Raw genomic sequence first — 21,528 nt, forward strand, 5'->3', positions numbered from 1 at the left:
GTGTAAAAAAAAACCTCAATCTAAAAAGATTGAGGTTTAAAAGAAAGGCAACGACCTACTCTCCCACCATTGGCAGTACCATCGGCGCAAATGGGCTTAACTTCTCTGTTCGGAATGGTAAGAGGTGAGCCCCATTGCAATAATCACCTTAAATCGTTCAGTATATTTCAACTGTATAAGTTAACATATTGATAAAATCATATTGTAAAAAATCAAAGAGTTTCGCTTCCGCTCACAAGGAGCGGAAGACTATACATAAGCCTATGGGTTATTAGTACTACTCGGCTACATACATTACTGCACTTACACCTATAGCCTATCAACGTGGTAATCTCCCACGACCCTTTAAAGAAATCTCATCTTGTGGTGGGTTTCGCGCTTATATGCTTTCAGCGCTTATCCCTTCCCGACGTAGCTACCCTGCAATGCCACTGGCGTGACAACAGGTACACTAGAGGTCAGTTCAACTCGGTCCTCTCGTACTAAAGTCAAATCCACTCAAATTTCTAACGCCCACAGCAGATAGAGACCGAACTGTCTCACGACGTTCTGAACCCAGCTCGCGTGCCACTTTAATGGGCGAACAGCCCAACCCTTGGGACCTTCTCCAGCCCCAGGATGTGACGAGCCGACATCGAGGTGCCAAACCCCCCCGTCGATGTGAGCTCTTGGGGGAGATCAGCCTGTTATCCCCGGAGTACCTTTTATCCTTTGAGCGATGGCCCTTCCATGCGGAACCACCGGATCACTATGCTCTACTTTCGTACCTGATCGACCTGTATGTCTCTCAGTCAAGCTCCCTTATGCCATTGCACTCTACGCACGGTTACCAAACGTGCTGAGGGAACCTTTAGAAGCCTCCGTTACTCTTTTGGAGGCGACCACCCCAGTCAAACTACCCACCACGCACTGTTCTCATTGCTGAGTTAGGCTCTAGATAAGCAAAGGGTGGTATTTCAAGGACAACTCCACAACGCCTAGCGACGCCGCTTCAAAGTCTCCCACCTATCCTACACATTACTTATCCAAAGTCAATACGAAGCTATAGTAAAGGTTCACGGGGTCTTTTCGTCCCGCTGCGGGTAATCGGCATCTTCACCGATACTACAATTTCACCGAGCTCATGGCTGAGACAGTGTCCAGATCGTTGCACCATTCGTGCAGGTCGGAACTTACCCGACAAGGAATTTCGCTACCTTAGGACCGTTATAGTTACGGCCGCCGTTTACTGGGGCTTCATTTCAGATCTTCGCCGAAGCTAAACCCTCCACTTAACCTTCCAGCACCGGGCAGGTGTCAGGCCTTATACATCATCTTTCAATTTAGCAAAGCCCTGTGTTTTTGATAAACAGTCGCCTGGACCTTTTCACTGCGGCCCCACCGAAGTGGGGCGACCCTTCTCCCGAAGTTACGGGTCTATTTTGCCTAGTTCCTTAGCCATGAATCTCTCGAGCACCTTAGAATTCTCATCCCAACTACCTGTGTCGGTTTACGGTACGGGTTCTTATAATCTGAAGCTTAGAGGTTTTTCTTGGAAGCCTTTAGGCACACTATCAACGCATCCGAAGACTTGTTGTACTATCACAATTCACCTAGCTCTGCGGATTTACCTACAGTGCCAATAGCTACTTGTTTCAACGAACTATTCCGTCAGTTCGCGGTGCTTTCATTACTCCGTCACCCCATCGCAATTATAAGAAGTACAGGAATATTAACCTGTTGTCCATCGACTACTCCCTTCGGATTCGCCTTAGGTCCCGACTAACCCTCAGCTGATTAGCATCGCTGAGGAAACCTTAGTCTTTCGGTGAGGGGGTTTCTCGCCCCCTTTATCGTTACTTATGCCTACATTTTCTTTTCTATCCGCTCCAGCATACCTTACAGTACACCTTCGGCGCAAATAGAATGCTCCCCTACCACTTATACTTACATATAAATCCATAGCTTCGGTAATATGTTTATGCCCGATTATTATCCATGCAAAACCGCTCGACTAGTGAGCTGTTACGCACTCTTTAAATGAATGGCTGCTTCCAAGCCAACATCCTAGCTGTCTAAGCAGTTTCACCTCGTTAGTTCAACTTAACATATATTTGGGGACCTTAGCTGATGGTCTGGGTTCTTTCCCTCTCGGACATGGACCTTAGCACCCATGCCCTCACTGCTGAAAAACATTTTATAGCATTCGGAGTTTGTCAGGAATTGGTAGGCGGTGAAGCCCCCGCATCCAATCAGTAGCTCTACCTCTATAAAACTTTTAATCAACGCTGCACCTAAATGCATTTCGGGGAGTACGAGCTATTTCCGAGTTTGATTGGCCTTTCACCCCTACCCACAGGTCATCCAAAGACTTTTCAACGTCAACTGGTTCGGTCCTCCACTGTGTGTTACCACAGCTTCAACCTGCCCATGGGTAGATCACTCGGTTTCGCGTCTACTACTACTAACTATGGTCGCCCTATTCAGACTCGCTTTCGCTTCGGCTCCGGACCTTAAATCCTTAACCTTGCTAGTAACAGTAACTCGTAGGCTCATTATGCAAAAGGCACGCCGTCACACAGTAAATGTGCTCCGACCGCTTGTAGGCGTACGGTTTCAGGTTCTATTTCACTCCCTTACTTAGGGTTCTTTTCACCTTTCCCTCACGGTACTAGTTCACTATCGGTCTTTCAGGAGTATTTAGCCTTACCGGATGGTCCCGGTGGATTCATACAGGATTACTCGTGTCCCGCACTACTCAGGGTACTGCTATATCCTCATCGCTTACCTATACGAGACTATCACTCTCTTTGGTTTGTCTTTCCAGACAATTCTAGTTCACTTTGATTCTAATGTCGCAGCCCTACAACCCCCAATTTGCCGTAACAAATTGGGTTTGGGCTAATCCGCGTTCGCTCGCCACTACTAACGGAATCACTATTGTTTTCTCTTCCTCTGGTTACTTAGATGTTTCAGTTCACCAGGTTTGCCCCCTTGCGGGTACTATGTCTTCAACATAGTGGGTTGCCCCATTCGGAAATCTACGGATCAATAGGTATGTGCCCCTCCCCGTAGCTTATCGCAGCTTATCGCGTCCTTCATCGCCTCTGAAAGCCTAGGCATCCGCCATACGCCCTTATTTAGCTTATTGTACTTTTTGCTCTAGTATAAATACTAGAACGAGCTCTTTATAATTCTTAATTTTATAAAAAATATTGTGTTAATCGTTAGATTAACTCTCTATCTTGATTCTTTACGATATCATTTTACCAATATGTCAATGAACTTTGTGGCGAGTCGCCACTGACAAGTATTTAAACTTGTTAGCTACAATCTGCCCGCAATACTCATGAAGATAATTTTACTTATCTCCAGGCATCGCCTGGTGGAGAATACCGGAGTCGAACCGGTGACCTCTTGCGTGCAAGGCAAGCGCTCTAGCCAGCTGAGCTAATCCCCCATTACTAGTAGTTAGTAATAGTGATAGTAATTAATCTTAATTACGTCAACTTCTAGAATTTCCTTTCTAATATTTAAGTTTTTGTAGTCTCGGGCAGACTCGAACTGCCGACCTCTACATTATCAGTGTAGCGCTCTAACCAGCTGAGCTACGAGACTATAATAGCTTATATATTAGTGTGTTTTAAAATTAACAGCAAAGAGTAAAATCTCCTTTTGTAACTCACCATCTTTCTCTAGAAAGGAGGTGTTCCAGCCGCACCTTCCGGTACGGCTACCTTGTTACGACTTAGCCCTAGTTACCAGTTTTACCCTAGGCCGCTCCTCTCGGTAACGGACTTCAGGCACCCCCAGCTTCCATGGCTTGACGGGCGGTGTGTACAAGGCCCGGGAACGTATTCACCGGATCATGGCTGATATCCGATTACTAGCGATTCCAGCTTCACGGAGTCGAGTTGCAGACTCCGATCCGAACTGTGATATGGTTTGTAGATTCGCTCCTATTCGCATAGTGGCTGCTCATTGTCCATACCATTGTAGCACGTGTGTAGCCCAGGACGTAAGGGCCGTGATGATTTGACGTCATCCCCACCTTCCTCACGGTTTGCACCGGCAGTCTCGCTAGAGTCCTCAGCATTACCTGTTAGCAACTAACAATAGGGGTTGCGCTCGTTATAGGACTTAACCTGACACCTCACGGCACGAGCTGACGACAACCATGCAGCACCTTGTAAAGTGTCCGAAGAAAAAGCTATCTCTAGCCCTGTCACTCTACATTTAAGCCCTGGTAAGGTTCCTCGCGTATCATCGAATTAAACCACATGCTCCACCGCTTGTGCGGGCCCCCGTCAATTCCTTTGAGTTTCAGTCTTGCGACCGTACTCCCCAGGTGGGATACTTATCACTTTCGCTTAGTCACTGAGATAAATCCCAACAACTAGTATCCATCGTTTACGGCGTGGACTACCAGGGTATCTAATCCTGTTCGCTCCCCACGCTTTCGTCCATGAGCGTCAGTATATACGTAGTAGACTGCCTTCGCAATCGGTATTCTAAGTAATCTCTATGCATTTCACCGCTACACTACTTATTCTATCTACTTCCGTATAACTCAAGTCAACCAGTATCAAAGGCAGTTCCATAGTTAAGCTATGGGATTTCACCTCTGACTTAATTGACCGCCTGCGGACCCTTTAAACCCAATGATTCCGGATAACGCTTGGACCCTCCGTATTACCGCGGCTGCTGGCACGGAGTTAGCCGGTCCTTATTCTTACAGTACCGTCAAGGCCGTACACGTACGACTGTTTCTTCCTGTATAAAAGCAGTTTACAACCCATAGGGCAGTCTTCCTGCACGCGGCATGGCTGGTTCAGAGTTGCCTCCATTGACCAATATTCCTCACTGCTGCCTCCCGTAGGAGTCTGGTCCGTGTCTCAGTACCAGTGTGGGGGATAATCCTCTCAGACCCCCTACCTATCGTTGCCATGGTAAGCCGTTACCTTACCATCTAGCTAATAGGACGCATAGTCATCTTGTACCCATAAATGTTTAACTAAATTGTGATGCCACATCTCAGTATTATGGAGTATTAATCTTCATTTCTAAAGGCTATCCTCCTGTACAAGGCAGATTCTATACGCGTTACGCACCCGTTCGCCGGTCGTCAGCGGAAAAGCAAGCTTCTCCCTGTTACCCCTCGACTTGCATGTGTTAAGCCTGCCGCTAGCGTTCATCCTGAGCCAGGATCAAACTCTTCATTGTATATTTTAAATAATATTAATGAATAAGTTTCAAAAGAATTTAACTTCGTTAGAAGTTATGGTTATTCTACTCTTTGTTTACGCTGTCAATTTCAATATTTTCAATGAACTTGGTGAGTCGCCAATAACAAGTATTATCTTATTTTTTTAACTCAACCTTTTGTAGAAATACTAGACTCGAACTAGCTGATTTTATTATCTCAAAATCATTCCAAAATTTCTGTGATCGTATCGCTTTCTTAAAGCGGTTGCAAATTTATAAACTATTTTAAAACTGACAAACTTTTCTGAAAGTTTTTTTTAATTTATTTTTTCGCTAATTTTAATGAACTTCCGTTTTTAAAACGGACTGCAAAGATACTCTCTTTTATTTATTCTAAACAAATAAAATCAAACTTATTTTTAATCTTTTTTTGAAAATTTCTTTACACTATTTTAATGAACATTCGCTATTTTCTAAACTCGCGTTTTCCCCTTAGCGGGTGCAAATATAGAACCCTTTTTTAACATAACAATCACCTTTTTAAACTTATTTTTAAAAGAATTTTCAAACCGTTGTAATGCAGGTTTTTATGATGAAAATATTTTTGGAAATCGCTTTTAAACCCATTAACCCCCTCAATAAAACCAATTCAGAACACTTCCTTTTAAAATACCTTATATATATATTGTGCAAAAAATGCTTTTACAATATCTTTGCGCTTCGAAATCTCCACTTGTAAGGAGATTAACATATAACATATATATAATGATTAAAATTACATTACCTGACGGGAGCGTTAAAGAGTTTGAAAAGAATAGCACAGCTATTGATGTTGCTAAAAGTATTAGTGAAGGTTTAGCAAGAAATGTTATTTCTGCAACATTTGAAGGGAATACAGTTGAAACTACCACCCCACTTATAACAGACGGCTCGTTAGTATTACATACATTTAATGATGCAAAAGGTAAAGAAGCTTTTTGGCATTCTTCTGCACACGTATTAGCGCAAACCATCTTAGATTTTTATCCAAATGCAAAATTAACGATAGGTCCTGCTATTGAAAATGGATTTTATTACGATGTTGATTTTGGTGATGATTCAATTTCTGATAAAGATTTTGGAAAAATCGAAAAGCAATTTTTAGAAAGAGCTCGTGAAAAAGCTGAATTTAAGATGCGTTCAATTTCTAAAGCAGATGCGTTAGCATACTACAAAGAACAAAACAATGAATATAAAGTAGAATTAATTGAAGGATTAGAAGATGGTGATATTACTTTTTGTGACCATTCTGACTTTACTGATTTATGTCGTGGTGGACACATTCCAAACACTGGAATTATAAAAGCTATTAAAATAATGAGTGTTGCTGGTGCTTATTGGCGTGGTGATGAAAAAAACAATCAGTTAACTCGTGTTTACGGAATCTCTTTCCCTAAACAAAAACAGTTAAAAGAATACTTAGAGCTATTAGAGGAAGCTAAAAAGCGTGACCATAGAAAACTTGGTAAAGAATTAGAGTTATTTACTTTTTCTCAAAAAGTTGGGGCAGGTCTACCTTTATGGTTACCAAAAGGAGCTGCTTTACGTAGCCGTTTAGAAGATTTCTTAAAAGCTGCTCAGAAAAAAGCAGGTTACGAAATGGTAATGACTCCTCATATTGGTCAGAAAGAATTATATGTTACTTCTGGGCACTATGCTAAATATGGTGAAGACAGTTTTCAACCTATTAATACACCTAAAGATGATGAAGAGTTTTTATTAAAACCTATGAACTGCCCTCATCACTGTGAAGTTTTCAATTTTAAACCCCATTCATATAAAGATTTACCAAAACGTTTTGCAGAATTTGGTACCGTATATAGATATGAACAAAGTGGAGAATTACATGGATTAACTCGTGTTAGAGGATTTACTCAAGACGATGCACATATTTTCTGTACACCTGAGCAATTAGATCAAGAATTTAAAGAAGTTATCGATTTAGTTCTTTATGTATTCGGTTCTTTAGGTTTTGAAGATTTTACCGCTCAAGTATCTATTAGAGACATGGACAATCTTGACAAATATATAGGTGATGTTAAAACTTGGGAAATTGCAGAACAAGCAATTATAAATGCAGCGACAGACAAAGGTTTAAATTTTGTAATTGAAGAAGGTGAAGCTGCTTTTTATGGACCTAAATTAGACTTCATGGTAAAAGATGCTTTAGGCAGAAGTTGGCAGTTAGGAACCATTCAAGTAGATTATAATTTACCTAAACGTTTTGAATTAAGCTATAAAGGAGCTGATAATCAGTTACACCAACCAGTAATGATTCACCGTGCGCCATTTGGTTCAATGGAACGTTTTATTGCAGTATTACTAGAGCACACAGGAGGAAACTTCCCTCTTTGGCTAACTCCAGAACAAGTTATTGTACTGCCAATCAGTGAGAAATATCAAAAATATACAGAAAAAGTTTTAACTTTGTTAGAAAATTCCGAAATTCGCGCCCTCGTAGACAGCCGAAGTGAGAAGACAGGAAGAAAGATACGTGATGCCGAAGTAAACAAAATACCTTTTATGGTTATTGTTGGAGAGAAGGAAGAACAAGATGGCACAGTATCTGTAAGAAAACATGGTGAAGGCGATATAGGAACATTTACAATCGAAGAGTTTATTTCTCTAATACAGAAAGAAGTTAGTAAAACATTAGTTCCTTTTGGAAACCAAAAATAGATAGTAATTTTAAATTTATAAGTCATAGCAATTAGAAGAAGAGGCGGACGTAGACCGCTAAGAGTAATTAAAGAAGATCAACATAGAATTAACGGAAAAATCCGTGATGTTGAAGAAGTTCGTCTTGTAGGCGAAAACATAGAGGTGGGTGTATATTCTTTATCGAGAGCTAGAGAAATAGCACGAGAACAAGAATTAGATTTAGTTGAAATTTCACCTAAAGCAGTTCCTCCTGTTTGTAAAGTTATTGATTACAAGAAGTTTTTATACGAGCAAAAGAAACGTGAAAAAGCTTTAAAATCAAAAGCTACTAAAGTTACCGTAAAAGAGATTCGTTTCGGACCGAATACTGATGAGCATGATTATGAGTTTAAAAAGAAACACGCCATTAAATTTTTAAAAGATGGTGCTAAATTAAAAGCATTTGTTTTCTTTAAAGGACGTTCGATAGTATTTAAAGAGCAAGGACAAATTTTATTATTAAAATTAGCTCAAGAATTAGAAGAATATGGTAAGGTAGAGCAAATGCCTAAGTTAGAAGGAAAACGTATGATTATGTTTATTGCTCCGAAAAAGGGTAAATAATATAACATGCACACAATATATAAGCAAGATAAACTAAAAAACAAAGATGCCTAAAATTAAAACAAAATCTAGTGCCAAGAAACGTTTCAAGTTAACTGGTTCTGGTAAGATCAAAAGAAAGCACGCGTTTAAAAGTCACATCTTAACAAAGAAGTCTAAAAAACGTAAGCTTGCATTAACTCATTCGACTTTAGTACATAAGTCTGATGAAGCTAACATTAAGCAACAATTAGTATTAAGATAATAATTGTTAGCCAGGGAATTTAATTATTAACCATGGAGTTAGGCTCAGTAAAGTATCGATTTTCGATCGCCTACTACAAAAAACATTGAAATTATGCCAAGATCAGTAAATTCAGTAGCTTCAAGAAATAGAAGAAAAAAAATCTTGAAGCAAGCAAAAGGTTACTTTGGAAGACGTAAAAACGTTTACACAGTAGCAAAGAATGCGGTTGAAAAAGGAATGCAGTATGCATACCGTGACCGTAAAAACAATAAGAGAAACTTCCGTTCATTATGGATTCAACGTATTAACGCTGGAGCTCGTCAGTTCGGAATGTCTTACTCGCAGTTTATGGGGAAAGTAAAAGCTAATAATATCGAATTAAACCGTAAGGTTTTAGCTGATTTAGCTATGAACAACCCAGAAGCTTTTAAGGCCATTGTAGAAAAAGTAAAATAAGTTTCATAACCTTGCTTATACTAAAAACCCAAACTTAATCGTTTGGGTTTTTTTAAACCAATAACATCCATAATAAAGAACATAAAATCGTTACCTATGAAAACTTTAAAGATCTTATTTATTCTTCTTTTTACTCAAAATATTATTGCACAAAATGCAGATAAAATTGAGCAACCAAACACTGTTGAAAATCAATTTAAAAAACTTTATAAAAACTCAAACAATTATCAAATCTATAAAGTTGTAAAAAAGAATGAGTATTTAAGTTTACAAAAAAGCATTTTAGACAGTATTAAAGTTATTAAAACTGATGCCGCTTCTAAACAAATTAAAATAGATGAACAGCTTAAAGCAATTACATCTTTACAAACTAAAATAGATACCTTAAAAGGAGACTTATCTGTATCTATTGAAAAAGAAGATTCATTTTCTCTTTTAGGTATGTCGCTAAATAAAGCAACCTATAATACTACTTTATGGAGTATTATTGCCGGTTTATTAATTGGTCTTGCTTTTTTCATATATAAGTTTAACAACAGCAATTCAGTTACAAGAGAAACTAAAAGCTTGTTAGTAGATGTTGAAGAAGAATTCGAAAAACACAAAAAGAACTCTATTGAAAAAGAACAAAAATTGCGTCGTCAATTACAAGATGAAATTAATAAACAACGTGGAGTAAATTAATTTACGTTTTAACATAAATAAAAAAGAGCATCTTAATTAAGGTGCGCTTTTTTTATTATTCAAAATATTCTTTTAATCGATTTGTAAAATATTTCCAACCTCCTTCACAACTTTCTCTTGTGAATTCTGGAATATCAAAATGATGAAACTTTTCAATCCCTTCAGCCGACACCTTTACTTCTGTTTGGTTTTCTGATTCAGAATTTAACTCAAACGTAACTAAAAATGGTTCCTTTACATAATCTGGATACGTCCATTCTACCTTTATAATTTTATTAGGTACAACTTCTGCTACTTCCCACAAGTGATAAAATGTTCGCTCTTCTGAAGCAACTACAAACCAAGTTTTAAAACCAACTTCTGCCTTAAAATCTGGAATGTTATCAAAAAACCACTGAATCATTTCTGAATGTTCAGTAATAGCATCCCAGACTTTTTTTACTGGCTGATTTATTATTTTATTTACAATTACAGGCTTCATTTACGACAGTCCTGATATAACTCCATTATTGTCAATAGTCATTCCTTCAGATGCGGGAACAGCTGGTAAACCAGGCATACGCATCATTTTCCCTAAAATAGGAATGATAAACTGTGCACCCGCAGCTATTTCTATCTCTCTAACTGTAACAGTAAATCCTTCGGGTCTTCCAATTAGCTTATCATTATCTGAAAATGATTTTTGAGTTTTCGCCATACATACTGCAAAATCATTGAAACCTAAACGATCTATTCTACGCAAGTTTAATTGCGCCTTTTTACTGTACTCAACCTTATCTGCCCCGTAAACTTCTTTAGCAATCGTTTCTATTTTTTCTTTTACAGGGCTTTTCCAATCATACAATGGCTTAAATTGTGTTGCTTTATTTTCAACTACATCAACCACAGCATTCGCTAGATTTTTAGTTCCTTCACCTCCTTTTGCCCATCCTTCTGAAACTACTGCTTTTACACCTAAATTAGCACAAGCATCAATTACAAAACTAACCTCTTCATCAGAATCTGAAATAAATGAATTGATTGCCACCACAGGTTCAATATTAAACTTACGGATATTTTCAATATGCTTTTCTAAATTCTTAAATCCATTTTGAACACGCTCTAAACTTGGAGTATTGTATTCTTCTTTTGGGGAACCTCCATGATGACGTAGCGCTCTAATGGTAGCGACTAACACTACACATTTAGGATTCAAATCAGCATATTGCGATTTTATATTCAAGAACTTCTCCGCTCCTAAATCTGCACCGAAACCTGCTTCAGTAACTACATAATTAGACAATGACAATCCCATTTTTGTAGCAATAATAGTATTCGTTCCTTGCGCTATATTTGCAAAAGGTCCTCCATGAATAATTGCTGGGTTCTCTTCTAATGTTTGTACTAAGTTTGGTTTAACTGCATCTTTTAACAAAATAGCCATAGCATCTTGCGCTTTTAAATCGCGTGCAAAAACTGGCTTTTTATCAAAAGTAAAACCTATAAAAATATTTCCTAAGCGCTCTTTTAAATCATCAAAATTAGTAGCCATACAAAGTATTGCCATTACTTCTGATGCTGGTGTAATATTAAAACCATCTTCACGAGGAATTCCGTTTGCTGTTCCGCCCAACCCAATAGTTATTTGGCGTAACGCACGGTCATTCATATCAATTACACGCTTCCATAAAATAGTACGCGGATCGATATTCAAGTTATTAGTTTTACTCTGTAAGTTATTATCTATTAAAGCTGATAATAAATTGTTGGCTTTTTCAATCGCATTAAAATCTCCTGTAAAATGAAGATTAATATCCTCCATAGGTACTACTTGAGAATACCCACCACCAGCAGCACCTCCTTTAATACCAAAAACAGGACCTAGAGATGGTTCACGTAACACTACCGTAGCTTGTTTACCAACTTTATTTAACCCCTCAGTTAACCCGATAGAAACCGTAGTTTTTCCTTCACCAGCAGGTGTTGGCGTTAAAGCCGTTACTAAAACTAAATTATTATTCTTTACTTTTTCATCATCAATTAAACTTAAAGGTAATTTAGCTTTGTATTTACCGTACATTTCTAAATCATCTTCTAAGATATTCAACTTAGTTGCTATATGTTTAATATGCTGTAAATCTTTTGCTTGAGCAATCTCAATATCTGTTAAATGCGCCATAGCGAATTGTATAAATTTTAGGTTGTTTGTTATGCTAAAAATAGCAGGTAAATATACATAATATAATCCCTATAAAACCTGACATTTATTAGCATTTTATAACTAAACCCATACTAACTAGATAAATATCCTAAAAGAATTGTCCAATCTTTTTTGAAATACTATATTTGCACGTTTTAAAAAAAGTCGATTTAAATTATTAAAAATGCAAAACAAAGGTCTTATTAAATTATTTGCTGTCCTATTTGGATTAGTGAGTTTGTACCAATTGTCGTTTACATTTTTTGCTAACAAAGTAGAAGATAGCGCAAAGGAGTACTCAAAAGAAAACGTTAAAGATAACAACGGTAGAGAGTTAGCTAGATATGAAAGAAAATATTTGGATAGCGTAGCAAATAAAGAAGTATTAAATTTAGGAGTTGCTAAATACACTTACGACGACATCAGGGAGAAAGAAATGAACCTTGGTTTAGATTTAAAAGGTGGTATTAATGCAATTTTACAAGTATCTGTAAAAGATATCTTAATTGGGTTATCTAACAACTCAAAAAACACAGTTTTTATTGAAGCATTAGCGAAGGCTGATGAAGCTCAAAAAGACAGTCAAGAAAATTATTTAGATTTATTCTACAACAACTTCGTAGAATTATCTGCAAACAATGTAAAGTTAAGCGATCCAAGTATTTTTGGAACTAAATCGTTGCGTGACAAAATCGACTTTAATAAAACGAACGAACAAGTAAAATCGACTTTACAAGAAGAAATTAATACATCTATTAATACTGCTTTCGAAGTATTACGTAGCCGTATTGATAAATTTGGTGTTGTTCAACCAAACATTCAAAGAATTGGAACTTCTGGACGTATTCAAGTAGAATTACCAGGAGCTAAAGATATTGATAGAGTTAAAAAGTTATTACAAAGTACTGCCGAATTACAATTTTGGGAAGTATTTACAAATGCTGATGTGCAAAACTTTTTATTTGCTGCAAATGCAAAAGTTGCTGAATTATTAAAAGATGATTCAACTACTGAAGTAGCTAAAGATTCTACAAAAGCAGATAGTATTGATGATTTACTAGGGGAATCTACAGATTCTACTAAAGTAGCTACTCAGAAAAACTTGTTTACTTACATGTACCCTTTCGTAGCTCAGAGTCAACAACAAATTAGTCCCTTAATTGCACAAGCTAGAGTACAAGATACTGCGAAAGTAAATAGCTTTTTAACCAACAAAGAAGTTAGAGCTTTATTACCAGCTAATTTAAAATATGTTAAATTTTTATGGGATTACAAAGCGCAACCAACTGCTGACGGAACTGGTGAAAACATTAACTTATACGCAATAAAATCTAACAGAAAAGATAAAGCTCCTATTGATGGAGATGTTATTGCAGATGCAAAACAAGATTATAACGAGTTAAGTAAACCAGTAGTTTCTATGGCTATGAATGGTGTAGGAACTAAAAAATGGGCAAAAATGACTAGCGAAAACGTTGGTAAATTTGTTGCTGTTGTTTTAGATGACTATGTTTATACTGCACCTTCTGTAAACCAAGTAATTTCAGGAGGGCAAACTCAAATTTCTGGAGGAAACATGACTGTTGAAGAAGCACAAGATATCTCAACAGTATTAAAAGCTGGTAAATTACCTGCACCTGCAAGAATGATTCAAGCACAAGTTGTTGGACCATCTTTAGGTCAAGAATCTATTAACGCAAGTATGTGGTCTTTTGGATTAGCGATCTTATTAGTATTAGCTTGGATGTTCTTATACTATGGTAAAGCTGGTTTATATGCAAACATCGCTTTAGCAGTAAACATCTTGTTTATCTTCGGATGGTTAGTATCGTTTAATGCTGTATTAACATTACCTGGTATTGCTGGTATTATCTTAACCATAGGTATGTCGGTAGATGCGAACGTAATTATTTTCGAAAGAATTAAAGAAGCATTAAGAGGTGGTAAGAGTTTAGGAGAAGCTGTTAATGAAGGATTTAGTTTCAAAGGAGCTTTATCTGCAATTATCGATGCTAACATTACTACTTTCTTAACAGGGGTTATCTTATTTGTATTCGGTACAGGGCCAATTAAAGGTTTTGCTTACACTTTAATGTTAGGTATTGCTACTTCTTTATTTACAGCAATTTTTATTACTCGTTTATTTATTGACAGGGCTGTTAACAGAGGTACTAAATTACCATTCAACACAAATATTTCTAAAAACTGGTTTAACAACATTAATATTGAATTCTTAAAGAAACGTAAGTTGGCTTACATCATTTCTGGATTCTTTATTCTTGCTGGATTAATTTCAATCTTTACTTTAGGATTAAAGCAAGGTGTTGACTTTAAAGGAGGTCGTTCGTACATCGTACGTTTTGATCAACCAATGAAAGCTAACGAAGTTGCTTCTTCATTAAAAGGTGCTTTTGGTACTGCTCCTGAAGTTAAAACTTACGGTCCTAGTAATCAATTAAAAATTACTACTGCTTTTAAAATTGAAGAAGAAGGTAGAGAAGTTGATGATCAAGTACAAACTGCATTATATAACGGATTAAAATCTTACATCGGAACTACTTCTTATGAAGACTTTAAACCAGGGTTTGAAAAAGCTGAGAATTCTAATGCAATTATGAGCTACATGAAAGTTGAGCCAACAATTGCTGATGATATTAAGCAAGCTGCATTATGGGCTGTATTAGGTTCATTAATTGTAGTATTCTTATATATCTTATTACGTTTTAGAAAAATGTCTTACTCTATTGGTGCAGTAGCAGCAGTATTCCACGATGTATTAGTGGTATTAGGAGTATTCTCAATTTTCTACAAAGTAATGCCATTTGATATGGAAATTGGTCAATCATTCATTGCAGCAATCTTAACAGTAGTTGGATACTCGCTGAATGATACCGTGGTAATTTTTGATAGAATTAGAGAATACGCTGCTAACAGTAATACTTTAACAGCTGGTTTAGTAGACAAAGCATTAAGTAGTACTTTAGGTAGAACAATCAATACATCTTTAACTACATTATTAGTAATGTTAGCTATTTTCTTCTTCGGTGGAGATAGTATTAAAGGATTCATGTTCGCATTAATTGTAGGTGTAGTTGTTGGTACGTATTCATCATTATTCGTAGCAACACCAATTATGTTCGATGCTTCTAAAAAAGAAGACAAGAAATAATAATTAAATAAATATTTCCAAAACCGTTTTGAGTTATTATTCAAAACGGTTTTTTTAGTTAATATCAAGCAACTATCTTTGCACTCTGATGAAAATTACAAAACTTCACGATTTATATTTTAAAGAATTTATTTCTACTAACGAATTAGCTACCATAGTAAAATCGTTAGCAGAGCAAGTAAAAAACGATTTACCTAAAGATGAAGTTCCTTTATTTGTAGGGATTTTAAACGGGTGTTTTGTTTTTACGGCAGACTTCTTACGCGAGTATAGAGGCGATTGTGAAATGACTTTTGTAAAATTGGCTTCCTATGAGGGAACCACATCAACAGAAACTGTAAAGAAATTAATTGGTATCAACGAAGATTTAACAAATCGAACTGTTATCATTTTAGAAGATATTATAGATACGGGCACAACCCTACAAGAAATCTATGAAATCTTCAAAACAAAAAACATAAAAGAACTTAAAGTAGTAACACTTTTCTTTAAGCCAGATGTATACCGTAAAGAATTACCAATAAATTATATCGGAAAAAGTATTGAAGATAAATTTATTGTTGGTTACGGATTAGATTACAAAGGTTACGGAAGAAACTTGCCATCTATTTACCAATTAACAACACAACCCAAAATGAAAAACATCGTATTATTCGGCCCTCCGGGAGCAGGAAAAGGTACACAAGCTGAAGTATTAAAAGAAAAATACAACTTAGTACATATCTCTACTGGAGATGTATTCCGTTTTAATATTAAAAACAAAACTGAACTAGGTCTATTAGCTAAAACTTATATGGATGATGGTAATTTAGTTCCAGACGAAGTTACGATTAGCATGTTAAAAGCTGAAGTTGAAAGAAATGCAGATGCAGCTGGTTTTATTTTTGATGGTTTTCCTAGAACAGAATCTCAAGCTGAAGCTTTAGATGCTTTTTTAGCTGAAAAAAACGAGCGTATTAATGGGATGGTTGCTTTAGAAGTACCTGAAGATTTATTAGTTGGTCGTTTATTAGAAAGAGGAAAAACTAGTGGTCGTACCGATGATATGGACGAAAGTAAAATCCGTAATCGTTTTAACGAATACAATACAAAAACAGCCGTTTTAAAAGATTTTTACCACGCACAAGGTAATTATTACGGTGTAAACGGTGTAGGGTCTATTGAAGAGATTACACAGCGTTTATCTGACGTGTTTGACACATTATAAATTACATAAAAAGAAAGAATAAATTTTCTTTTTAAATATTAGAAAAAATGACTGAAGGAAATTTTGTTGACTATATAAAAATCTACGCATCTTCGGGTAAAGGAGGGCGAGGATCTGCGCATTTACACCGTGAAAAATACATTACCAAAGGAGGTCCTGATGGTGGAGATGGTGGTCGTGGAGGTCACATCATTTTACGTGGTGACAAAAGTATGTGGACACTTTTCCATTTAAAATTTAAACGTCATTTTAGAGCAGAATCTGGTGGTGATGGTAGTAGTAGCCGAAGCACAGGTCGTGATGCTGCTGATATTATTGTACCAGTACCTCTAGGTACAATTATTCGTGATGCAGATACCGATGAAATTTTATTTGAAGTTACACAACACGATCAAGATGTTATCTTATTAGAAGGTGGTAAAGGAGGTTTGGGTAACTGGCACTTTAAATCATCTACCAATCAAGCACCTCGTTATGCACAACCAGGTATTGAAGGTAAAGACGGGTGGTTTCGTATAGAACTTAAAATATTAGCTGATGTTGGTTTAGTTGGTTTTCCTAATGCAGGTAAATCTACTTTACTATCTGTAATTACTGCAGCAAAACCTAAAATTGCTGATTATGCTTTTACAACACTTAAACCTAATTTAGGTATTGTAGAGCATCGTAATCATCAAAGTTTTGTGGTAGCAGATATTCCTGGAATTATTGAAGGAGCTGCTGAAGGAAAAGGATTAGGACATTATTTTTTACGCCATATCGAACGTAACTCTGCCCTATTATTTTTAATCCCTGCTGATAGTGATGATATTCAAAAAGAATATGATATTCTATTAAACGAATTAAAAAAACATAATCCTGAATTATTAGACAAAGATCGTTTACTAGCTATTTCGAAATCGGATATGTTAGACGACGAATTAAAAGAAGAAATTAAAGCTGAATTACCAAAAGGTGTAGAAACTTTATTTATCTCATCTGTAGCGCAATTAGGCTTACAAGAATTGAAAGATAAATTATGGGGAATGTTGAATTAATATAATAAATGATCAGAAATACATTTTTAACATTTCTTTTTTGTATCACTTCATCATTTTGTTTTTCTCAATATGATTGGACAGAAGGTGAGATAAATTTAAAAAATGGACAAACAGTTTTTGGGCTAGTAAAAATCCCTATAATATCAAAGAACTTTGTTAGCTTTAATGGTAAATCTAAAATTAAATTAAAAGATAAAACAACAGGTAGTAAAACTAAATTTGAAGAGCATCAAGTTGAATTAATAAAATTTAATTATTCAAATTCTGAAGTTGCTTACTACAAGTATATTCCTATTTCAAAAAAAAGAAAAGAGATATTTTGTGTGATTTTTTCAGGAAAAGCAACTCTGTATGCAAGAGTTGTTGGAACTTCTTCGTCTAACCCTGGAATGATGTCTTCTCACGGTATAAATGAATTTTATGTTTTAAGAGATAATGAAAAAATAGCAACTCCTTTAATTACTGCTAGACCATCAAGATCATTTAGAAAACGTGCTATTAGTTACTTTAATGATTGCCCAACATTAGTGGAAAAACTAAAAAGCAGAGTGTTTTCAAAAAAAGATATCATAACGGTTATCAAAGAATACAATAATTGTTCTTTATAATTTTTAAAAAATTATAAAAAGCGCTTCGCTTTTACAAACTCTTTTTTCCAATAGGGTTCATTCATAGAAGAAGTAATTACCCCTTTTGATGTTGTGGAGTGAATAAATAGAATGTTATCATTTTCAACTGAAGTCACCAAACCTACATGATTGATTCCTCCTTTTAAACGAGCAATATCAAAAAACAATAAATCACCAACTTTTACATCTTTTAAATCAATTTCTTTTCCTTTTGTACTAATAGCACTTGAAGATCTTGGCAAATCAATTCCTATTTGTTTAAAAGAAATATTTACCAAACCAGAACAATCCATTCCTTTTTTGGTACTCCCTCCAGCTTTATAAGAAACGCCTTTATAGGAATTTGCGATTTCTAATAGTTTAGAAATTTTTGAGCTTTCATTTTTTAAAACGATAGTTCTTTCAGGTTGTTCGTCTCCGCTAGTTATATAACGAAAAGTAATAAAACCTATAATTACAATTAATAAGAGTAATCTTTTGCTCATTATTACAATACTCTTTTTGCTTTTATAAAAGCTTTATTCCAATAATCTTGATTTAAAGAAGTAACGATAACACCACGAGAACTTGTAGCGTGTATAAAACGAATATCGCCGTTTTTTATAGAAGTAACTAAACCTACATGATTTACTTTACCTCTTTTACGAGCTGTTTTAAAAAACAATAAATCTCCTCTTTTTACTTTTCGCAAAGAAATATCGTAACCCTTTGCATACATTTCTCGCGAAGTTCGAGGAATCTCAACATTTCGTTGTTTAAAAGCAGTGTGAATTAATCCTGAACAATCCATTCCTTTATTGGTTGTTCCACCGTATTTATAACGAACTCCTTTGTAAGAAACTGCTGTCCAAACAATTTTATCGGCAACAGTGATTTCTTTAGTATCTGTAGTTGTTCTTTTAGTTGTGCTAGTAACGTTTTTTGAAGACCCACAAGAAATCATCAAAAATGATAGTATAAAAATGCAGAGTAGTTTTTTAATCATAGATTAATTATTTCAGATATAATTCTTTGAAATATTCTATACGTTTTCCTGGTATTATCATTTTCCAAATATCTTTTTTTGCTATTACTTCTTTATCATAAAGTCTTTTACCATCAACATAAGTTCTAAAAACTAGAAGATATATAGATAAAACTATAACAAAGTGTATTGAACTAATTATCTCAGATTTAATCAGATATATTATTGCTGCTAATGGTATAAAAATCGTTAAGTAGTAGATAAAAATATTTTTCATTCTTTTTTAAAGAATTTAAAAGATTATTTAATTAACCCTTCAACAATTAATTTTGCTGTTTTTTCTGAAGCTCCTTTACCTCCAAGTTTTTGTTCTAAATCAAAGTAATCTAAAAACAATTGCTCTCTTTGTTTTTCTTCAAGAATTTCAGTCAACTCAATTTTTAAATTTTCTTTCGTAAAATCATTTTGAATCAACTCTTTTACAACCTCACGATCCATTATTAAATTCACTAAAGAAATATATTCTAGTGTAATAATTCGCTTTGCTATTTGATACGAAATATTGCTTCCTTTATAACAAACCACCTGTGGTACTTTAAACAAGGCCGTTTCTAAAGTTGCGGTACCAGAACCTACCAAAGCTGCATGAGAAATACTTAATAAATCATAGGTTTTATTACTGATAAGCTTCACATTTTTATCTCCGATAATTTCTTGGTAAAATGCAGTTGCTTGACTTGGCGCTCCACCGACTACAAACTGATAATTCGGAAAATCACCTACCAAAGACAACATTACCGATAACATTTTAGTAATCTCTTGTTTTCTACTTCCTGGTAGCAATGCAATAATTTCTTTATCTCCTAAATTGTGTTCTTTTCTAAAAGAAAGTTCATCAATTTGTTTTCTACCAGCAATTCCATCAATTAATGGATGTCCTACAAAATTAACATCGTAATCGTATTTTTTGTAGAATTTTTTTTCGAACGGAAGAATTACAAACATTTCATCAACATCACGTTTAATGTCTTTTACTCTACCTGCTCTACTTGCCCAAACTTGTGGAGAAATATAATAGTTAGTTCTTATCCCTTGTTGTTTTGCCCATTTAGCAATACGTAAATTAAAACCTGAATTATCAATTAAAATAAGTACATCTGGGTTAAATTTAGCAATGTCTTTTTTACAAAAAGAAATCATTCCTAAAATCTTACGCAAATTCATTAACACCTCAATAAACCCCATAAAAGCACGTTCTTTGTAATGCTTTACAAGCCTACCCCCTACTTCTTGCATTAAATCACCTCCCCAAAAACGAATCTCTGCATTTGGGTCTTCTTTTAACAAAGCTTTCATCAAATTTGCTCCATGTAAATCACCTGAAGCTTCTCCTACAAGAATGTAATATTTCATCTAGTTATATTAGAAAAATTTTAAAACCAGTGTTAATAAAGCAATCAAAATAGTTGCCATTAAAACACCTCTTGCTCTGTAGTCTTGTTTCTTTTTTAAAAACACCCAAAACACAAATAAATTAGGTATTGCTGCTAATGCTAAAACAGGTCCTAATACACCACCTTCTCTAACCATTTTAATAGTTTCAGCAATGGTTCCTTGTGAAATATATTGTAAGTAAACAAACAAACCAAAGGCAGTGGCTAGCAACGATACTAAAACTCCTATTGCTATTTCTTTTTTTATATGTCCCATGAATTTAATTTTTGAATTGCATGATGTGCTGTCATATCAAACTTAACAGGAACCACTGATATATATCCATTTTCTAAAGCCCAAATATCGGTGTCTTGTCCTTTATCTCTATTGATAAATTCTCCAGACAACCAGTAATATTCTTTACCATGTGGACTTTTACGTTTTTCAAAATCCTCTTTCCAATACCCATTTGCTTGACGACAAACACGAATTCCTTTAATATCGTTTTCTTTTAACTTCGGAATATTTACATTTAATACTACTCCGTCTGGTAAACCGTTTAACAATACGTTTAATGTAATTTTTTCAATAAACTTTTTAGCAGCTCTAAAATCAGCATGCCAATCAAAATCTAACAACGAAAATCCTATTGCAGGAATTCCTTCGATACCTGCTTCAACCGCAGCACTCATTGTGCCTGAATAAATTACATTTATCGATGAATTTGATCCATGGTTAATTCCTGACACACATAAATCTGGTGTACGATTTAAAATCTCATTCTTCGCCATTTTAACACAATCGGCAGGAGTACCTGAACAACTATATTCAATCTGAGGACCCTCATCAATTGTAATCGGATTACAATGCAATACATTGTTTACAGTTATTGCGTGTCCCATTCCACTTTGTGGACTATCGGGAGCAACTACTACAACATCTCCAATTTTATTCATTATTTCGATAAGCATACGAATACCAGGAGCGGTAATTCCATCGTCGTTAGTAACCAAGATTAAGGGTCTTTCTTGCATAGTGTGTTAGTTTTACAAC

At 35.4% G+C, this 21,528-nt stretch carries 16 protein-coding genes, 2 tRNA genes and 3 rRNA genes; 9 read left to right on the plus strand and 12 right to left on the minus strand.

What is annotated here, in order from left to right:
• Positions 1–42: 42 nt before the first annotated feature.
• The 5 genes from rrf to H3Z83_RS04990 all read right to left on the minus strand — a co-directional run bounded on the left by rrf (position 43) and on the right by H3Z83_RS04990 (position 5,202).
• Positions 43–151 (minus strand): 5S ribosomal RNA (gene rrf, locus H3Z83_RS04970).
• Positions 152–251: 100 nt separating this feature from the next.
• Positions 252–3,130 (minus strand): 23S ribosomal RNA (locus H3Z83_RS04975).
• 232 nt (positions 3,131–3,362) lie between these two features.
• Positions 3,363–3,439 (minus strand) — tRNA-Ala (locus tag H3Z83_RS04980).
• 84 nt (positions 3,440–3,523) lie between these two features.
• Positions 3,524–3,597: transfer RNA gene (locus H3Z83_RS04985), tRNA-Ile, on the minus strand.
• An 81-nt stretch (positions 3,598–3,678) separates the two neighbouring features.
• Positions 3,679–5,202 (minus strand): 16S ribosomal RNA (locus tag H3Z83_RS04990).
• Together the 16S, 23S and 5S rRNA genes with 2 tRNA genes alongside form the textbook arrangement of a ribosomal RNA operon.
• 747 nt (positions 5,203–5,949) lie before the next feature.
• On the opposite strand from H3Z83_RS04990, the gene thrS reads away from it, so the two are divergent.
• The 5 genes from thrS to H3Z83_RS05015 all read left to right on the plus strand — a co-directional run bounded on the left by thrS (position 5,950) and on the right by H3Z83_RS05015 (position 9,853).
• The gene (gene thrS, locus H3Z83_RS04995; protein ID WP_182124390.1) at positions 5,950–7,902 is read left to right on the plus strand and encodes a threonine--tRNA ligase; all 1,953 of its coding nucleotides are present in this window, start codon (positions 5,950–5,952) and stop codon (positions 7,900–7,902) included.
• 66 nt (positions 7,903–7,968) lie between these two features.
• Positions 7,969–8,487 carry a translation initiation factor IF-3 gene (gene infC, locus H3Z83_RS05000; protein WP_317167218.1) on the plus strand — a complete coding sequence of 173 codons (519 nt, stop codon included), beginning with the start codon at positions 7,969–7,971 and terminating at the stop codon, positions 8,485–8,487.
• Positions 8,488–8,533: 46 nt separating this feature from the next.
• Entirely contained in the window at positions 8,534–8,731 is a 198-nt protein-coding gene (gene rpmI, locus H3Z83_RS05005) for a 50S ribosomal protein L35 (RefSeq protein WP_182124391.1), read from the plus strand.
• 93 nt (positions 8,732–8,824) lie between these two features.
• Entirely contained in the window at positions 8,825–9,169 is a 345-nt protein-coding gene (gene rplT / locus H3Z83_RS05010; protein ID WP_150900931.1) for a 50S ribosomal protein L20, read from the plus strand.
• A 96-nt stretch (positions 9,170–9,265) separates the two neighbouring features.
• Positions 9,266–9,853 carry a hypothetical protein gene (locus tag H3Z83_RS05015; protein WP_182124392.1) on the plus strand — a complete coding sequence of 196 codons (588 nt, stop codon included), beginning with the start codon at positions 9,266–9,268 and terminating at the stop codon, positions 9,851–9,853.
• 55 nt (positions 9,854–9,908) lie between these two features.
• On the opposite strand, the gene H3Z83_RS05020 is transcribed toward H3Z83_RS05015, so the two are convergent.
• Both H3Z83_RS05020 and H3Z83_RS05025 read right to left on the minus strand, forming a co-directional pair.
• On the minus strand, positions 9,909–10,334 hold the full coding sequence (locus tag H3Z83_RS05020) for an SRPBCC family protein (RefSeq protein WP_182124393.1): 426 nt from the start codon (positions 10,332–10,334) through the stop codon (positions 9,909–9,911).
• On the minus strand, positions 10,335–12,011 hold the full coding sequence (locus tag H3Z83_RS05025) for a formate--tetrahydrofolate ligase (protein ID WP_182124394.1): 1,677 nt from the start codon (positions 12,009–12,011) through the stop codon (positions 10,335–10,337).
• A gap of 205 nt (positions 12,012–12,216) precedes the next feature.
• Here H3Z83_RS05025 and secDF point away from each other — a divergent pair, with 205 nt between their 5' ends.
• From secDF to H3Z83_RS05045, 4 genes are all read left to right on the plus strand, one after another.
• Entirely contained in the window at positions 12,217–15,201 is a 2,985-nt protein-coding gene (gene secDF, locus H3Z83_RS05030; protein ID WP_182124395.1) for a protein translocase subunit SecDF, read from the plus strand.
• Positions 15,202–15,289: 88 nt separating this feature from the next.
• Positions 15,290–16,408, plus strand: coding sequence for an adenylate kinase (locus tag H3Z83_RS05035; RefSeq protein ID WP_182124396.1), 1,119 nt, complete (start codon positions 15,290–15,292; stop codon positions 16,406–16,408).
• 47 nt (positions 16,409–16,455) lie between these two features.
• Complete coding sequence (obgE, locus tag H3Z83_RS05040; protein WP_182124397.1) at positions 16,456–17,445, plus strand: GTPase ObgE; 990 nt, start codon at positions 16,456–16,458, stop codon at positions 17,443–17,445.
• Positions 17,446–17,453: 8 nt separating this feature from the next.
• Positions 17,454–18,056 (plus strand): hypothetical protein, encoded by a 603-nt coding sequence (locus H3Z83_RS05045; protein ID WP_182124398.1) that lies wholly within the window; start codon positions 17,454–17,456, stop codon positions 18,054–18,056.
• Between the two features lie 11 nt (positions 18,057–18,067).
• Here H3Z83_RS05045 and H3Z83_RS05050 read toward each other — a convergent pair whose 3' ends face one another.
• The 5 genes from H3Z83_RS05050 to surE all read right to left on the minus strand — a co-directional run bounded on the left by H3Z83_RS05050 (position 18,068) and on the right by surE (position 21,509).
• Positions 18,068–18,562, minus strand: a complete 495-nt coding sequence (locus tag H3Z83_RS05050; protein ID WP_182124399.1) for a C40 family peptidase — start codon at positions 18,560–18,562, stop codon at positions 18,068–18,070.
• Between the two features lie 2 nt (positions 18,563–18,564).
• Positions 18,565–19,020 (minus strand): C40 family peptidase, encoded by a 456-nt coding sequence (locus tag H3Z83_RS05055; protein ID WP_246337477.1) that lies wholly within the window; start codon positions 19,018–19,020, stop codon positions 18,565–18,567.
• A 321-nt stretch (positions 19,021–19,341) separates the two neighbouring features.
• Positions 19,342–20,454 carry a lipid-A-disaccharide synthase gene (gene lpxB / locus H3Z83_RS05060; protein WP_182124401.1) on the minus strand — a complete coding sequence of 371 codons (1,113 nt, stop codon included), beginning with the start codon at positions 20,452–20,454 and terminating at the stop codon, positions 19,342–19,344.
• A 9-nt stretch (positions 20,455–20,463) separates the two neighbouring features.
• Positions 20,464–20,751: a hypothetical protein gene (locus tag H3Z83_RS05065; protein ID WP_182124402.1), complete on the minus strand. Its 288-nt coding sequence runs from the start codon at positions 20,749–20,751 to the stop codon at positions 20,464–20,466.
• Positions 20,739–21,509, minus strand: coding sequence for a 5'/3'-nucleotidase SurE (gene surE, locus H3Z83_RS05070; RefSeq protein WP_182124403.1), 771 nt, complete (start codon positions 21,507–21,509; stop codon positions 20,739–20,741). Before surE ends, H3Z83_RS05065 begins: the two co-directional genes overlap by 13 nt.
• Between the last annotated feature and the right edge of the window lie 19 nt (positions 21,510–21,528).

The sequence above is a fragment of the Tenacibaculum pelagium genome, from assembly GCF_014062345.1.
In the GTDB taxonomy this organism is placed as follows: Bacteria; Bacteroidota; Bacteroidia; order Flavobacteriales; family Flavobacteriaceae; genus Polaribacter; species Polaribacter pelagius.

Bases quoted from the DNA above. Each gene is read 5' to 3' on its own strand.
- thrS (WP_182124390.1), top strand. From the start codon at position 5,950: ATGATTAAAATTACATTACCTGACGGGAGCGTTAAAGAGTTTGAAAAG.
- rpmI (WP_182124391.1), top strand. From the start codon at position 8,534: ATGCCTAAAATTAAAACAAAATCTAGTGCCAAGAAACGTTTCAAGTTA.
- rplT (WP_150900931.1), top strand. From the start codon at position 8,825: ATGCCAAGATCAGTAAATTCAGTAGCTTCAAGAAATAGAAGAAAAAAA.
- H3Z83_RS05015 (WP_182124392.1), top strand. From the start codon at position 9,266: ATGAAAACTTTAAAGATCTTATTTATTCTTCTTTTTACTCAAAATATT.
- H3Z83_RS05020 (WP_182124393.1), bottom strand. From the start codon at position 10,334: ATGAAGCCTGTAATTGTAAATAAAATAATAAATCAGCCAGTAAAAAAA.
- H3Z83_RS05025 (WP_182124394.1), bottom strand. From the start codon at position 12,011: ATGGCGCATTTAACAGATATTGAGATTGCTCAAGCAAAAGATTTACAG.
- secDF (WP_182124395.1), top strand. From the start codon at position 12,217: ATGCAAAACAAAGGTCTTATTAAATTATTTGCTGTCCTATTTGGATTA.
- H3Z83_RS05035 (WP_182124396.1), top strand. From the start codon at position 15,290: ATGAAAATTACAAAACTTCACGATTTATATTTTAAAGAATTTATTTCT.
- obgE (WP_182124397.1), top strand. From the start codon at position 16,456: ATGACTGAAGGAAATTTTGTTGACTATATAAAAATCTACGCATCTTCG.
- H3Z83_RS05045 (WP_182124398.1), top strand. From the start codon at position 17,454: ATGATCAGAAATACATTTTTAACATTTCTTTTTTGTATCACTTCATCA.
- H3Z83_RS05050 (WP_182124399.1), bottom strand. From the start codon at position 18,562: ATGAGCAAAAGATTACTCTTATTAATTGTAATTATAGGTTTTATTACT.
- H3Z83_RS05055 (WP_246337477.1), bottom strand. From the start codon at position 19,020: ATGATTTCTTGTGGGTCTTCAAAAAACGTTACTAGCACAACTAAAAGA.
- lpxB (WP_182124401.1), bottom strand. From the start codon at position 20,454: ATGAAATATTACATTCTTGTAGGAGAAGCTTCAGGTGATTTACATGGA.
- H3Z83_RS05065 (WP_182124402.1), bottom strand. From the start codon at position 20,751: ATGGGACATATAAAAAAAGAAATAGCAATAGGAGTTTTAGTATCGTTG.
- surE (WP_182124403.1), bottom strand. From the start codon at position 21,509: ATGCAAGAAAGACCCTTAATCTTGGTTACTAACGACGATGGAATTACC.